Annotated in this window: 12 protein-coding genes; 9 read left to right on the forward strand and 3 right to left on the reverse strand. The window is 69.0% G+C overall.

The window, feature by feature from the left end:
• The first annotated feature begins 37 nt into the window (after positions 1–37).
• From PSm6_RS16645 to PSm6_RS16685, 9 genes are all read left to right on the forward strand, one after another.
• Entirely contained in the window at positions 38–808 is a 771-nt protein-coding gene (locus PSm6_RS16645; RefSeq protein WP_265167790.1) for an IclR family transcriptional regulator, read from the forward strand.
• A gap of 137 nt (positions 809–945) precedes the next feature.
• Entirely contained in the window at positions 946–2,253 is a 1,308-nt protein-coding gene (locus tag PSm6_RS16650) for an OprD family outer membrane porin (RefSeq protein ID WP_265167791.1), read from the forward strand.
• A 120-nt stretch (positions 2,254–2,373) separates the two neighbouring features.
• A complete protein-coding gene (locus PSm6_RS16655) occupies positions 2,374–2,955 on the forward strand; it encodes a YceI family protein (RefSeq protein ID WP_021217693.1) in 582 nt (193 codons plus the stop codon).
• The gene (locus tag PSm6_RS16660) at positions 2,952–4,109 is read left to right on the forward strand and encodes a phospholipase D-like domain-containing protein (RefSeq protein ID WP_265170538.1); all 1,158 of its coding nucleotides are present in this window, start codon (positions 2,952–2,954) and stop codon (positions 4,107–4,109) included. Before PSm6_RS16655 ends, PSm6_RS16660 begins: the two co-directional genes overlap by 4 nt.
• A 77-nt stretch (positions 4,110–4,186) precedes the next feature.
• Complete coding sequence (locus PSm6_RS16665; RefSeq protein ID WP_265167792.1) at positions 4,187–4,750, forward strand: DUF2846 domain-containing protein; 564 nt, start codon at positions 4,187–4,189, stop codon at positions 4,748–4,750.
• Positions 4,751–4,838: 88 nt separating this feature from the next.
• Positions 4,839–5,420, forward strand: coding sequence for a DJ-1/PfpI family protein (locus PSm6_RS16670; protein ID WP_021217690.1), 582 nt, complete (start codon positions 4,839–4,841; stop codon positions 5,418–5,420).
• Between the two features lie 466 nt (positions 5,421–5,886).
• A complete protein-coding gene (locus tag PSm6_RS16675; RefSeq protein ID WP_021218680.1) occupies positions 5,887–6,189 on the forward strand; it encodes a ribbon-helix-helix domain-containing protein in 303 nt (100 codons plus the stop codon).
• A 129-nt stretch (positions 6,190–6,318) separates the two neighbouring features.
• Positions 6,319–6,819, forward strand: coding sequence for a hypothetical protein (locus PSm6_RS16680; protein WP_021218681.1), 501 nt, complete (start codon positions 6,319–6,321; stop codon positions 6,817–6,819).
• A 111-nt stretch (positions 6,820–6,930) separates the two neighbouring features.
• Positions 6,931–8,247: an Nramp family divalent metal transporter gene (locus PSm6_RS16685; protein WP_265167793.1), complete on the forward strand. Its 1,317-nt coding sequence runs from the start codon at positions 6,931–6,933 to the stop codon at positions 8,245–8,247.
• A 13-nt stretch (positions 8,248–8,260) separates the two neighbouring features.
• Here PSm6_RS16685 and PSm6_RS16690 read toward each other — a convergent pair whose 3' ends face one another.
• Genes PSm6_RS16690 through gspD form a run of 3 tightly spaced genes read right to left on the reverse strand, consistent with a single transcriptional unit; the run spans position 8,261 to position 13,997 of the window.
• Positions 8,261–8,725, reverse strand: a complete 465-nt coding sequence (locus PSm6_RS16690) for a hypothetical protein (protein WP_265167794.1) — start codon at positions 8,723–8,725, stop codon at positions 8,261–8,263.
• A gap of 43 nt (positions 8,726–8,768) precedes the next feature.
• Positions 8,769–11,576, reverse strand: a complete 2,808-nt coding sequence (locus PSm6_RS16695) for a M66 family metalloprotease (protein WP_265167795.1) — start codon at positions 11,574–11,576, stop codon at positions 8,769–8,771.
• Positions 11,577–11,627: 51 nt separating this feature from the next.
• Positions 11,628–13,997 (reverse strand): type II secretion system secretin GspD, encoded by a 2,370-nt coding sequence (gene gspD / locus PSm6_RS16700; protein ID WP_081711480.1) that lies wholly within the window; start codon positions 13,995–13,997, stop codon positions 11,628–11,630.
• Positions 13,998–14,036 lie beyond the last annotated feature (39 nt).

Genomic DNA, 14,036 nt, shown 5'->3' on the forward strand with positions numbered 1-14,036 from the left:
GGCCGGTGCCTCGGTTGGCGGGGTGATGGAGGCGGGTATGCAAAGCAGAGAAGCAGGCGGCACCGTACGGTCGGTGGAGCGCGCCCTGGCCATCGTCGAGCTGCTGGGGGAGCACGATTCGCTCGGGCTGGAGGAGCTGCACTACCTGACCGGGCTGCCCAAGGCCACGGTCTCGCGCCTGCTGCACACCTTGCTGGACCGGGGCTGGCTCTACCGGGGCCTGTGCGACCGGCGTTACCGGCTCAGTGCGCAGCGCCTGTTCGGTGACCCGGACCAGCGCTTCGCCCGCCAGCTGGTGGAGCTGGCATCGCCCCTGCTCAGCGAGCTGGCCGAGCGCACCGGGCTGGTGGCCGACCTGTCGTTCTTCGATGGCGACGACCTGCACGTGGTGGAAAGCGCGGTGCCCGAAGTGCTGCGCCGGCGCTACCCGGCCAACCGCCTGGTGGTGGGGCTGAAGGCCAGCCTGGCCGATTCGGCCATGGGCCGCGCCTGCCTGGCCGCCCTGGAAGATGAACAGCTGCAACGCCTCGCCGAACGCCATGCGCTGCCGGGCGAAGCGCTGCTGCTCGCCCATCGGCAGACCCACGACCAGGGCTTCGGCGAGCGCATCGAGGGCTCCTGGGAGTACTCGGTGCGCCTGCCCTTCCTGATCCGCGCCATGGCCTTGCCGGTGCACCGCCAGGGGCGCCTGGTGGGCAGCGTGGCCCTGCATTGGCCACGGGACCAGGACAGCGTCGAGTGCGTCAGCCGGCGCCACCTGGACGACCTCGCCGACGCCGTCGACGACCTGCAACGCAGCCTCGGCTGAAGCCACGGGCGTCCCTCCGCCGCCCCGTTCCATGGGGCGGAACCCAATTCGATTGCCCTTCCCGGTCCCGGGTCGACAATGGAGCCTGCCCGTCCGGACGGCATCCACCTCATCCAGAACAACAAGAAGGACATGAGATGAACATGCTCGAAAAGGGCCTGGCGGGTCTCGCCTGCCTCACGCTCACCGGCCTGTGCCAGGGCGGTACCTTCCTCGAAGACAGCAAGCTCGCCGTGCGCTACAGCCAGTACTACTGGAAGGAGAGCAACGGCGGCGAAGTCGGCCCCGTGCGCGACGAATGGGTGCAGGCCACGCTGCTCAGCTTCAACTCCGGCTGGTACCGCGAGGTGCTCGGCTTCGACTACGCCTACGGCCTGGCCAACGACCTGCACGTGGGCAGCGATGCCACCAGCATCAGCAACCTGGAGGCGGGCCATTCGGTGCAATCGCCCCACGGCATCGCCAAGCCGGTGGAGGCCTACCTGCGCGCGCGCCTGGAAGGCGAGCCGGGTGAGCTGCAACTGGGCGTCGGCAAGAAGAGCCGGCGCTACGCCCAGTACTACGACGACCCCTTCAGCCGCGTCCTGCCGCCCTCCACCCTGGGCGCGGACGTGGATTTCCGCCGCCCCGGCCTGGAGCTGCGCTACAGCCGCATAAACGGCTTCAGCGCGCGCAACGAGTCGGGCTGGGCGGACGACCTGAGCAACTTCCGCGGGCAGAAGATCGACGCTTTGCACCTGTTCGCCCTGGGCCTGGAACTGCCCGGCGTCGGCACGCTGAAGCTGGAATACGGCGAGTCGGAGGACTACCTGCGGGTCGGCTCGGCGAAGCTCGAGCGCAGCCTCGCGCTGGGCGGGGCGCGCTTCCTCGATCTCTACGCCACCCTCGGTGCCCAGCAGGACGCCGGGCGCCTGTTCGAGCGCGAGGGCGTGCGCGGGCTGTACGACGCGGACTCCTCACACCGGGCACGCTACCTCGACCTCTCCGCGCGCATGCGCTGGCCGCACCATTACCTGGGCATGACCTGGAACAAGGTGCGTGGCGACGACTTCGACCGCTTCTTCTTCAGCCAGGACCACGGCACCTGGAACAGCAGCGCCAAGCTGTTCTACCTGTTCGGTGTCGAAGACGAGGAGATGTTCAAGCTGGTGGCCGGCACCGACTTCTCGGCCCTTGGCCTGCCACGCCTGCGTCTGGACAGCCACTACGCCTTCTCCGACCACGCCGCCGGCTACGACGGTTTCTCCCGGCGGGAATTCCAGAGCGTGCTGCAATACCGCTTCGCCGGGTTGCTGGATGGCCTGAGCCTGATCTGGCTGCACAACGAGTTCCACACCAAGGGGCGTGCCGACGGTGTGACCCGCTTCACCCCCTCGCGGGGGCCCGCCGGGATCATCACCCACAATGCGGAACGCCTGTATCTGAACTACGTCTATAGCTTCTGATCGGTTGGTCGGGGTGTTCCCGGCCGCCTTCCACCGTGAGCGCCAGCCGCCCCGGCGCTCGCGGTTTGCAGGCGCAACGGCTGCCGGTTAAGGTGGCGCGATTGTGCGACAGGAGCCTGCATGTCCAAGTTAATTCCCCTGATTCCCGCCCTGCTCGGCGCCCTTGCGCTGCCGGTGCAGGCCGACTGGTACCTGGACAACGAGTCCTCGCGCCTGTCCTTCATCTCCACCAAGGGCGGCAACCTTTCCGAGGTGCACCGCTTCCTCACCCTGCACGGCACCATCGCCGACAGCGGCAAGGCGCACCTGCGCGTGGAGCTGGAGTCGGTGAGCACCGGTATCCCGCTGCGGGACCAGCGTCTGCGCGACCTGTTCTTCGAGATCGAGCGCAACCCCGAGGCGGAAGTCTTCGCCCAGCTCGACCTGCGCCCCATCACCGACCTGGCCCCCGGCGCCCAGCTGGAGCTGCGTCTGCCGCTGAAGGTGAAGCTGCATGGCCGCGAGCACGACTACACCACCGAGCTGCTGGCCACGCGCCTGGATGACCGCCGCTTCCAGGTGGTGACCCTGGCGCCGCTGGTGCTGCAGGTAGAGGACTTCGGCCTCACCGACTCCCTCGGCATGCTGCGCGAAATGGCCGGCCTGCCCTCCATCAGCCTCTCGGTGCCGGTAGGGGCCGTGCTGATCTTCACCGCGCGCTGATGGGCCACATCTTCCCCTGGAAGGCCGGCAACCGCTTCGAGTTGCTGATCGACGGGCCGCAGTTCTTCCCGGCGATGCTCACCGACATCGCCCGGGCCGAGCACCATGTGTCCCTGGAGCTCTACCTGGTGGAAGACGGGCGCTGCAGCGAGGCGCTGGCCGAGGCGCTGTGCCTGGCGGCGCAGCGTGGGGTGAAGGTGCGTTGCCTGTTCGACGGCTTCGGCAGCAAGAAGCTCGGTTCGGCCCTGCGTGAGCGTATGGTGCTGGCCGGCGTGCAGCTGCAGTTCTACAACCCGGTGCGCTGGCGGCGCGGGGTGCGCAACTTCTACCGCGACCACCGCAAGATCCTGGTGGTGGACGACCGTGTCGCCTATGTGGGCGGCACCGGTTCCACCGACGAGTTCTGGCAGCCCCAGGAGCCCGAAAGCCGCTGGCACGAAGCGATGGTCGCCATCGAGGGGCCGCTGGTGGTGCACTGGAAGCTGATCTTCGACTACCAGTGGCTGGCCAACCTGCACCGGCGGCCCTGGCGGCCCGACGAGGCACCGGGCCTGGCGCGCCTGCCACCGCAACCCTCGGCCGGTATCGGCATGGGCCGGGTGGCCTACGCCGACGCCCGCCAGCACCTGGATATCGTGCAATCGCTGGTGCGCAGCATCCGCAACGCCAAGACGCGCGTCTGGCTGGCCACGCCCTATTTCCTGCCCAGCTGGAAGGTCCGCCGGGCGCTGCTCAAGGCCGCGCGGCGGGGCGTCGACGTGCGCCTGCTGCTCACCAGCCGCAACACCGACCACCCGCCGGTGCGCTTCGCCGGCCAGCGCTACTACCCGCGCCTGCTGCGTGCCGGGCTGCGCATCTTCGAATACCAGCCGCGCTTCCTGCACCTGAAGATGGTGCTGGTGGACGATTGGGTCAGCGTTGGCTCCTGCAACTTCGACCACTGGAACCTGCGCTTCAACCTGGAAGCCAACCTGGAAGCGCTGGACCGCCACTTCACCGCCCAGGTGGTCGCCAGCCTGAGCCGCGACTTCGACGACAGCCGCGAGATCACCCTCGACGCCTGGCACGCGCGGCCCTTGATCAAGCGCTTCTACCAGCGGCTCTGGGGCTGGCTCGACCGCCTCGCCGTCAACCTGCTGGACCGCCGCCGCTAGCCGAACCTTTGTCGGGTGTCGGCGTGCCCCGCGCGCCGGCTACTCTGCTGTGCATAACCACAACAAGAGATGCGCCCATGCGCCGTCCGCTGCCCGCCCTGTCACTCCTCGCCCTGCTGTTGTCCGGCTGCTCCACCCCCGGGGCCTTCTTCGGTTCCAGCGATGGGCCAGCCTTCGCCGCGCGCACGCCCAGCGACGCCGACCATGCGCTGGTCTACCTCTACCGGCCGCAAAGCGACTGGGCCGACCAGGAACTGGAAGCGCCGGGCCTGTTCCTCAACGGCGAGCTGATCGGTGCGCTGCCCAGCAACGCCTATCTGCCCCTGGAGTTCGAGACCGCCAGCTACCGCCTGGAGATGCGCCGGCCGCTGCTGGGCAGCTACTGGACCTTCTTCGCCGGCGGCCCGCTGGACTTCACCGAGATCACCAGCTTCGCCCTCGACGCCGAGGCCGGCGCCACCTACTACCTGCGCTACGACGAACTGAACCCGCCGCCGCGCAACGCCGAGCTGCCACCCCAGGGCGACGGCCCGCTGCAACTGGTGGGCACGGCGCTGGGGGCCAGCGAGATCGCCGCCACCCACGAGGTGCAGCCGCTGCAGCGCTTCGGTTCCGCCGGCGAGCCGCTGGACGATCTGTAGTAGCCGCCTGTTACCCGGCGCGGGGAAGGCGGGCGGATACTTCGTCTACCCTTTGAATCCTCGAAGGCCCTACACGGAGGAACCCGCCATGGCGGCGAAGAAGATCCTGATGCTGGTTGGCGACTATGTCGAAGACTACGAAACCATGGTGCCCTTCCAGGCCCTGTCCATGGTCGGCCACACCGTGCACGCGGTATGCCCGGACAAGCGCGCCGGCCAGAGTGTGCGCACCGCCATCCACGACTTCGAAGGCGACCAGACCTACAGCGAGAAGCCGGGGCACAACTTCGCCCTCAACTTCGATTTCGACAAGGTCCGCGCCGAGGACTACGACGCCCTGGTGGTACCCGGTGGCCGCTCCCCCGAATACCTGCGCCTGAACGCCCGGGTGATCGAGCTGGTGAAAGCCTTCGACGCGGCCAAGAAACCCATCGCCGCCGTCTGCCACGGCGCCCAGCTGCTGGCCGCCGCCGGTGTGCTCAAGGGCCGCGCCTGCAGCGCCTACCCGGCCTGCGGCCCGGAAGTGACCCTGGCCGGCGGCGAATACGTGGACATCCCGGTGGACCAGGCTCACGTCGACGGCCACCTGGTCACCGCCCCCGCCTGGCCGGCGCACCCGAGCTGGCTGGCGAAATTCCTCGAGGTGCTGGGCACCCGCATCACCCTGTGAGGGCGAGCCTGCGTTCCGGAGATCATTGGATTTCCGGGGCCGCCTGTGGCGCCGTTTGATGGGTTTCGCTTCGTTCTACACCATCCTACGAAGTGCCACCCCGTAAGTGCGGCGCCATGTGAGCGTTCGATGCACAATGGCGCCGCTGAGCACCGCTTGGTGAGTGAACATCCACGCTCTTGGAACCTGGCTTTGCTTTTGGCTCTTTGAGCGTGGGAACCATAAGACTGCGGAGCATGCAGCGGTCGCTCACTCCGGACGTAGGGTGTGCTGCGCGCACCTGGAGCTCGCCGGAAGCACCGAGCGGAGGTGCGCACGGCACACCCTACGGCACGGGTTCATCCTGTCGAATCGTCATAGGCAGAGCCGATGGCTCATGACGACGTCCCAAGGATGTGGTTTACCAAGTTCAAATGAATCCACCCCTGCAGGTTTTCAGGGCACACCCGAGAAAGGAACCCGCTCCATGTGCGAACTCTATGTAAAGGCCGACCCGATCCTCTACGAGTCCCGCTCGCGTTCGCTGCGCATCCGTGGCGTGGTGACCACGCTGCGCCTGGAGAACCAGTTCTGGGACATCCTGCGGGAGATCGCCGAGGTGGACGGCATGACCACCAACCAACTGATCGCCAAGCTCTACGAGGAAGTCATGGACTACCGTGGCGAGGTGGTGAACTTCGCTTCCTTCCTGCGAGTGAGCTGCACCCGCTACCTGGCCCAGCGCAGCGCGCCGGTCAACCTGGCGGTCTTGCCGCGACGGGCTGGCTGAAACTTGCGGCGGTCGGCGGAATTCCCTGACTGGTCGGTCTAGGCTGTTCGCGCGCGTGGCAGGGATGCCTTGGCCGCGCGTCTACCAGTCGCCGTCGTGGCTGGAGCCCAGATCCCAGGAGTTTTCTTCATGGCTGCCAAACGCCTCATCTCCGCTTCCCTTCTCGCCGCCAGCCTGCTGGCCGGCACCAGCGCTTTCGCTGACCCCTCCCTGGCCGAGCGCCGCGCCATCACCGCCTACCAGGAAGGCCCCTATGTCGAGCAACTGAAGGCCATCCAGACCGCCGCTGGTTTCGAGGTGCCGGTGGACGTGCAGTGGAACAGCATCGCGCTGCCCGACCAGTCGCAGAACTACACCCAGGACGGTTTCTGGAAGCAGGTCTACTTCACCCCGCTGGAGAAGGCCTTCGCCTCCGTGGCCGTGGACGACATGGGCAAGCAAGCACTCAAGGCCAAGCTGAGCAAGGTGGTGGTGCGTTATGACGAAGCCACCGCGCCCTCCAGCAACTACCCCGAAGGCGTGGCCTTCGACGGCGGCGTGCTGAGCCTGAACTTCAAGCCCTACACCAACGTCGACGACGTCGATGCCCGCGCCGAAGCGATCCAGAAGGCGCTGGAAGCCAAGCTCTGATCCCGCCGGGTCGGCCCCTGCCAGTGCCGACCCAGTCCCACGCGAGTGGGCTTTTGCGCAGAGCGTCGTGGCGTTTAAGCTGCGTCATCCCCTCCGCTCGGCGCGCCCCCGATGTACAAGCTGCCCACCACGGCCACCGCGCCGTTCTGCCCCTCTGCCGTCAGCCACAGCGTGGCGGTGCCGGCCAACGCGTCCCTGGGGCGCAAGCTCATGCTCTTCGTCGGCCCCGGCCTGCTGGTGTCGGTGGGCTACATGGACCCGGGCAACTGGGCGACGGCCATCGAGGCCGGTTCGCGCTTCGGCTATGCGCTGCTGTTCGTGGTGGTGCTGGCGAGCCTCTCGGGCATGCTGCTGCAAAGCCTCTGCTCGCGCCTGGGCATCGCCACCGGGCGTGATCTGGCGCAGCTCTCGCGGGAGCGCTACCGCCCCGGCGTGGCGCGTGGGCAGTGGCTGCTCGCCGAGCTGTCGATCATCGCCACCGACCTGGCCGAGGTGCTGGGCGCGGCCCTGGCCTTCCACCTGCTGCTGGGCGTTTCCATCACCACCGGCGTGGTGCTGACCGCCTTCGACACGCTGATCGTGCTGGCCCTGCAAGGCGCCAACTTCCGTCGCCTGGAAGCCATCGTGCTGGGGCTGATCACCACCATAGGCGCGTGTTTCTTCGTCGAGCTGATGCTGATCAAACCCTACTGGCCGGACGTCGCCGCCGGGCTGCGGCCGTCCTGGGACGTGCTCTCCAGCCAGGAGCCGCTGTACCTGGCGATCGGCATCCTTGGGGCCACGGTGATGCCGCATAACCTCTACCTGCACTCATCGGTGGTGCAGACCCGGGTCAATGGCGACGACGAGGCGAGCAAGCGCAGCGCCATCCGCTTCGCCCGTTTCGACACCATCGGCTCGCTGTCCCTGGCGCTGCTGGTGAACGCGGCGATCATGATCCTCGCGGCGGCGGCCTTCCACGGCAGCGGCCATACCGAGGTGGTGGAAGTCCAGGACGCCTACCACCTGCTCGACCCGCTGGTGGGCGGCGCACTGGCCAGCTTCCTGTTCGGCTTCGCCCTGCTGGCGGCGGGGCAGAGCTCCACCTTCACCGGCACCATCGCCGGCCAGGTGGTGATGGAGGGCTTCCTGCAGGCGAAGATCCCCTGCTGGCAGCGGCGCCTGATCACCCGCGCCCTGGCGCTGGTGCCGGCGCTGATCGGCGTGGTCTGGCTGGGGGACAGCGCGGTGGGCAAGCTGCTGGTGCTGAGCCAGGTGGTGTTGAGCCTGCAACTGCCCTTCGCCCTGTGGCCGTTGATCCGCTTCACCAGCGACCGCCGGCTGATGGGGCCCTTCGCCAACAGCAGCCTGGTGGCCACCGTCGCCTGGAGCCTGTTCGGGCTGATTTCCCTGGCCAACCTGACGTTGCTGTATTTCTGGATGGCCTGAAAAGCACCAGCAACTAGGGGGCGTTCACCTGGGGGCAGCCTCCCAGGGCCTGCAGCTCATCCAGGGGCACCCCCGCCTGGGCGAAGGATTCGCAGCCGGCCGGCAGCGTGGGCAGGACCGGCGCCCGTTCGGCGACGACGGTGCCAGGGGACAGCTCCGCAACCCGGGACGCGCGCCCCTGGATCACCAATTCGCCCACCTGGGCGCCTCGCCGCAGCAGCAAGCGATCCCGCTGCACTTCAAGCACTTCGATGCCACCGGGCAGCCGGACGCCGGCCTGCACGGTCAGCAGGGTGGTGTCGTCGAGGCTGAGGGAGGCCGTGCCCTGGCCGTCGCCCCGGCTGAAGACGCTGTACAGGCGCCAGCCGTCGAGGCCGACCAGGGGGCGCAGCGGGGGAGGGGGTTGCAGCGACAGCGGGGCGGGCTCGGCGAGCAGTGCCCCCGGCAGTTGCACCGCCAGGGCGGGGGCGCTCGCCAACAGGGCCGCCAGCAGCGCCAGGCTGCGGCGACCCGGGTGCGGGCTAGGGCGCGGTGCTGCTGGCACGTTGCTCGGCATAGGCGCTGAACAGGTTGAGGTTGCGGCTCTGCAGCAGCGGGAACAGCCCGTTGTCGTTGAGCGTCAGCCCGTACCATTTCTGGTTGGCGCCGCCGGTGCAGCCGTAGGTGATCAGCTTGCCGCGGCCGTCGGTGAGGTAGCCCCCGGAAAGGTCCATGCAGCGGCTGCCGTACTTGAGCTGCGGCAGGGCGGAGAGGTCCCAGGCCTGGGCGTCCACCTGGCTGTCGCAGGGGCTGAGGCCGATGTCGCCGCTGGCGGTCAGGCACTGCGCCGGCTGGGCGGCGCTGTGGATGCGGCCGCTGGCGTCGACCCGCCATTTCTCCTCGAGTCCCCCGGTGCACTGGGCCTTGGCGGCGACGTAGGGCTTCCAGGCGCCATCGGCCTGCTCGATGCGCACGCAGTTGCCGTTGTTCATCGTCATCAGCTGGGCCGCTGGCAGCAGCGGGGTGGGGTCGAGCTGCAGGGTGGCCAGCAGGGTGTCGAGGGCCTTGGCGGCCTCGGCGTCACTGGCCAGGCGGCTGCCGTAGGCATCCAGCCAGCGGTTCAGGCGCAGGGCCTTGGCCTGCTGTTCGTTGAGGCGTTGCAGCACCTGCTGGGCTGTGCCGGAGAGGCCGTCGGGGCTGTCGCTGTAGCTGTCATAGAGCACGCGGGCCTCGCCCTTGAGAGCCGGCACCGCCTGCCCGGCGAGGGCGGCCAGGGCGTTGTCGAGCTTGGGCAGCTCTTCGTTGCGCAGGGCATCGAAGCGCGCGTCACGGCCGACGATGACGGCCGGCGCCATGGCCGGCAGCCCCTGGGGAATGATCAGGCTGGCCAGCTCGGTGGTGGCGGCTCCGGCCGTGTCGCGGCATTGCAGGGCCGCTGCGGTGGGCTGCTCGGCCTGTGCCAGGTTGATGTGCAGCTTGTTGGCGTTGCTGCCCAGGCGGGTCGGGGCGACGGCGATGCGCTGGGTCGCGCCGCTGGCGAAGCTGACCTCCAGCCAGCATTGCTGGCTGGTGGCCGCGGCGTTCGGCGCGGGCAGGTCGTAGACCTGGCCCCAGTTGCCGCGCAGTGCCGGGTAGAGCACGGCGTCGTGGGTGACCGGGTCGTAGCCGCCGAGCAGGGTGATGACCGGGACGCCGAACAGCCGCGGCTTGCGGTAGTTGCCGTCGGCGCTGTTGTACCAGACGTTGCTGGAGGTCGGCGTCTTCGGCTGGAACACCTCCATCTTGCGGGTGCTGGCGTCCCACTTGCGGTAGCCGGTGGCGGAGTCCGCCGCCCAGACCGCGCGGTTCAGCGCCGGCTGGATCTTCTGCCGCGTGCTGTAGCCGGTGTAGTGGGTGTAGCGCGACAGGCCGCTGGCGAAGTTGCCGCCGGCCATGGCGTCGGTGGCGAAGCTGTAGGCGTCGGCGTAGATCGGCATGCCGTTGAGGCCGCCGGTCTTGGCGCGGGTCCAGTGCAGGTTGGCGCGCATGCGCTTGCGGTAGGCGATGTAGCCCCAGCCGCTGTCGTGGTGGTGACCGGACCAGAAGTAGTTGTCGCCGCTCTGCCCCGGGTAGTGGCCCAGGCCGTAGTGGTGGCCGATCTCGTGGCTGAATTCGTTACCCACCGAGTCGATCAGCGTGAGGATGCCGTTGCCGCCGCTGAGGCCGTGGTTGACGGGGCCGTTGGCGTACTGGCCGCGGGCATGGTGGATGACCGCCGAGTTGGTCAACTGCGGTTGCTCCTGGCTGGCCATGCCGGCGCTGGTGATGCCCCAGTTGGCCAGGTTGATGCCGGTGCTGAAGGTGGACTTGGCGGTGTTCTCGCGCATGTCGCCGCTGTAGACGTCACCGGTGGTGGCGCTGACCTGGCCGAGGTCGGCGTCGTAGATCGTGCCGTTGGCCACCATCACCTTGCGCAGCAGCACGTCCTCGTACTGGCTGGCCACCAGGCGGGCGATGGGCACGGTCTGGAAGTAGTCGGTGGCGGCTTGTGCCGGCTGGCTGTTGAACCAGTGCTGGCCGCCCGGAACCTCGTTGCTCAGCATGCCGATGCGGATGGCCTGGACCAGCAGTTCGGCGGGCGGGGCGAAATCGAAGGCTTCGGCGCTGCGCTGGCCGCTGCGGCCCTGGTCGTCGCTGACCTGCAGGCTCATGCCGGGCACCACCCAGCTCCAGGGCAGCACGGCGGACCAGGCGCGGCGCGAATAGACCACATCGGGACGGGCGTCGCTGCCGGTGCGGTCGGCACGGTAGAGCTCGTCGGGGTGGCGCAGGGCGAGCTCACCCTTGAGGGCGCCGTCCACCAGCACCTGCACGCGCATGGACCTGGGCAGCGCTTGCTCCGGGGCCGGGGTGACCAGCAGCAGGGCTTCGCGCTCGCTGGTCAGGCGCGGCATGTTCTTCGCTTCGTTGCCTTGCGGGTCCACCGAGTGGCTCTGCACGAACTGCAGCATGGCGGCGAGGGTGCCGCTCAGGTCGTTGCGCACGGGGCGGGTCTGGCCATCGGCGGTCTGGTCGTAGAAGCCCAGGGCGTTCACCTCGTCGACCACGGCCGCGCTCGGCTCGGGGAAGCGGTCGCCCGGTGGCGTGACCGGCGGCGTCACCGGTGGAGTCACAGGCGGGGTGACGGGGGGCGTGACCGGTTCTTCGGGGCTGCCGGTATCGGGCGGGGTGCCCGGCTGGGTGGGCGGGGTGGTGACGGTGTTGGAGCCGCCCGAGCCGGGGCTGCTGCCCCCGCCACCTCCGCCGCCGCCCAGGTCCAGGCAGCCGGCCAGGCTCAGCAATCCGTAGATAAGAACGATCTTGCGCAACATGTTCCCTCGCTTGTTCCGGTTCGGCGTTGTTGTGGTTATTCGGTCGTCGGACTACAGGGCGGTCACCTGGCCACGGTGGCTGGGCAGGCTGGCCGGCAGGTTGTGCAGGGCGCGTTCGGCCAGCTCCGCCTGGGGGTAGTCGCCATAGAACATGCGGTACCAGTCCCGGCCATCGCGCTGCGTGCGCTGGATGCGCAGGGGCTCCCCGGGGTGACGGGCCATCAGCGCGCGCATGTACTGCTCGCTGCTGCCCTCGATCAGGTTGATGCTGAAACGCTGCGCCACCGCTGGTGCGGGGGCGGGCTTTGGCGCGGGAGCAGCAGCGGCCGGGGCCGGGGCCGGTGGCGCGACGCTCGCTGCGACGGGTTGGATGGGGCTCTCGGTGGGCGCGGCATAGGCGCGCACGGCCGCGGCCTCGGGGGCGGCTGCTGGCGTGGGAGCTGGCGCTGGAGCGGGAGCCGGGCGGGGCGGCGGGGTTGCCACCGGGCCCTGCTGCGCGGCCGGCTGGAACAGCTGCAGCGGCTGCTGGGGCAGGGCGCGCTGGCTGTCCTGGCCCGCCAGTTGCCGCAGGTCCTGGTACTTCTCCTGGCTCAGGTCGGCCAGGCGCGGGCCGTCGCGCACCACCCGGGGGCGCAGGAAGACCATCAGGTTGCGCTTGACGTTGACGTCCTTGCTGGAGCGAAACAGCCCGCCGAGCAGCGGTATGTCGCCCAGCAGCGGCACCTTGCTTTCGCTGCGGGTGACGTCGTCCTGGATCAGCCCGCCGAGCACGATCACCTGGCCGTTGTCGGCCAGCACCGTGCTCTTGATCATGCGTTTGTTGGTGACCAGGTCCACCGCCCGGGAGGCGGCGCCGGTGCTGGGGGCGATGGAGGAGATTTCCTGCTCGATCACCAGGCGCAGGGTGCCGCCTTCGTTGATGTGCGGGGTGACCTTGAGGGTGACGCCGACATCCTTGCGCTCGATGGTGGTGAAGGGGTTGTTGGAGCCGGCGGCGTCGGTAGTGTAGGAGCCGGTCTGGAAGGGCACGTTCTGGCCGACGAGGATTTCCGCCTGCTGGTTGTCGAGGGTGAGCAGGCTCGGCGTGGACAGCAGGTTGCTGTGGCCGCTGGCCGAGAGGGCGGTGATCAGGGCGCCGAAGTTGTCGTTGCCGATGCCGACGATGGCGCCGTCGGGCAGGCTGATCGGCGTCTTGGCTTCGATGGCGCCGAGCAGGGTGCCCACCGACAGCCCGGTGTTGCTGAAGTTGGTGCCGCCGATGGGGCTGCCGTCGGAGCGGCCATCGATGGCCCATTGCACGCCGAGCGCTTCGCTGACATCGCCGGACATCTCGACGATGGCCGCTTCCACCAGCACCTGGGCCCGGGGCACGTCGAGTTGCTGCACGAGCTCTTCCAGCTGGCCGACCATGTCCGGCTCGGCCATCAGGATGAGGGCGTTGAGCCCCTCGTCGGCGCGGATCAGCACCGGCGCCTGGGTGGTGGTGGGCGAGGTGGCGCCGCGCAGCTGTTCGGAGAGTTCGCCGAGGGTCTTGGCCAGGTCCTTGGCGTCGCCGTGGCGCAGGCGCACCACCCGGGTATTGGCCGCGCGGATGGGCGCGGTGTCCAGTTGCTTGGCCATGCGCAGCAGGCGTTCGCGGGCTTCGGGCGGGCCGAGCAGCAGCAGGCGGTTGGTGCGCGGGTCGGCGATCACCTGGGCGTTGCCGTTGCCGGCGGCCTGGCCCCGGCGCAGGCTTTCCTGGAGCATCGCGGCCACGTCCTTGGCCCAGGCGTGCTGGAGGTCGTAGAACGCGCTGTCTTCGGCGCCGGCACGGTCGAGCTGGCCGATCAGGGCCATCAGCCGTTCGATGTTGGCGTGCTTGTCGCTGACGATCAGCGCGTTGCTGGAAGGGATGGCCGCCAGGTGGCCGTTCTGCGGCACCAGCGGGCGGATCATCGGCAGCAGCTCGTTGACCGGGGTCTGCTGCACCTGGATCAGGCGTGTCTCGAAGGTTTCCGGCCCACTGCCGGCGGGGCTGTTGGCAACGCTGCGGCCTTCTATGTCGGGCACCACGCGGGCCTGGTTACCCTGGGCCACCACCGTGTAGCCGTGGGTGCTCATCACCGACAGGAACAGCTGGTAGACCTCGCTGAGGGTCAGCGGCGACTCGGAGAGGACGGTGACCCGGCCCTTGACGCGCGGGTCGAGCACCAGCGTCTGGCCGCTGATGCTGGCGACCTGCTCGGTGAAGTCGGCGATGTCGGCGTCGCGCAGGTTGATGGTCCAGCGCGCTTCGCCGGCGCTTTCGGCCGATGGCGCTGCGGCGGCCGTCGGTGCCGCCTCGCAGTGCAGCGATGGGAGGGTGAGGCAGGCGCATAGCGCCAGCAGCGGGCCGCAGGCCGCCAGGCGCCGGGGCAGGGATACGGGGGTGATCCGAAGCATGTGGAGAGCTCGACAGACATCCGCGCATCCGTGCGCCTT

Source organism: Pseudomonas solani (genome assembly GCF_026072635.1).
Taxonomy (GTDB): Bacteria; Pseudomonadota; Gammaproteobacteria; order Pseudomonadales; family Pseudomonadaceae; genus Metapseudomonas; species Metapseudomonas solani.

What these genes read in the sequence shown, in the direction of transcription:
- PSm6_RS16645 (WP_265167790.1), top strand. Translation starts at nt 38, where the DNA reads ATGCAAAGCAGAGAAGCAGGCGGCACCGTACGGTCGGTGGAGCGCGCC.
- PSm6_RS16650 (WP_265167791.1), top strand. Translation starts at nt 946, where the DNA reads ATGAACATGCTCGAAAAGGGCCTGGCGGGTCTCGCCTGCCTCACGCTC.
- PSm6_RS16655 (WP_021217693.1), top strand. Translation starts at nt 2,374, where the DNA reads ATGTCCAAGTTAATTCCCCTGATTCCCGCCCTGCTCGGCGCCCTTGCG.
- PSm6_RS16665 (WP_265167792.1), top strand. Translation starts at nt 4,187, where the DNA reads ATGCGCCGTCCGCTGCCCGCCCTGTCACTCCTCGCCCTGCTGTTGTCC.
- PSm6_RS16670 (WP_021217690.1), top strand. Translation starts at nt 4,839, where the DNA reads ATGGCGGCGAAGAAGATCCTGATGCTGGTTGGCGACTATGTCGAAGAC.
- PSm6_RS16675 (WP_021218680.1), top strand. Translation starts at nt 5,887, where the DNA reads ATGTGCGAACTCTATGTAAAGGCCGACCCGATCCTCTACGAGTCCCGC.
- PSm6_RS16680 (WP_021218681.1), top strand. Translation starts at nt 6,319, where the DNA reads ATGGCTGCCAAACGCCTCATCTCCGCTTCCCTTCTCGCCGCCAGCCTG.
- PSm6_RS16685 (WP_265167793.1), top strand. Translation starts at nt 6,931, where the DNA reads ATGTACAAGCTGCCCACCACGGCCACCGCGCCGTTCTGCCCCTCTGCC.
- PSm6_RS16695 (WP_265167795.1), bottom strand. Translation starts at nt 11,576, where the DNA reads ATGTTGCGCAAGATCGTTCTTATCTACGGATTGCTGAGCCTGGCCGGC.
- gspD (WP_081711480.1), bottom strand. Translation starts at nt 13,997, where the DNA reads ATGCTTCGGATCACCCCCGTATCCCTGCCCCGGCGCCTGGCGGCCTGC.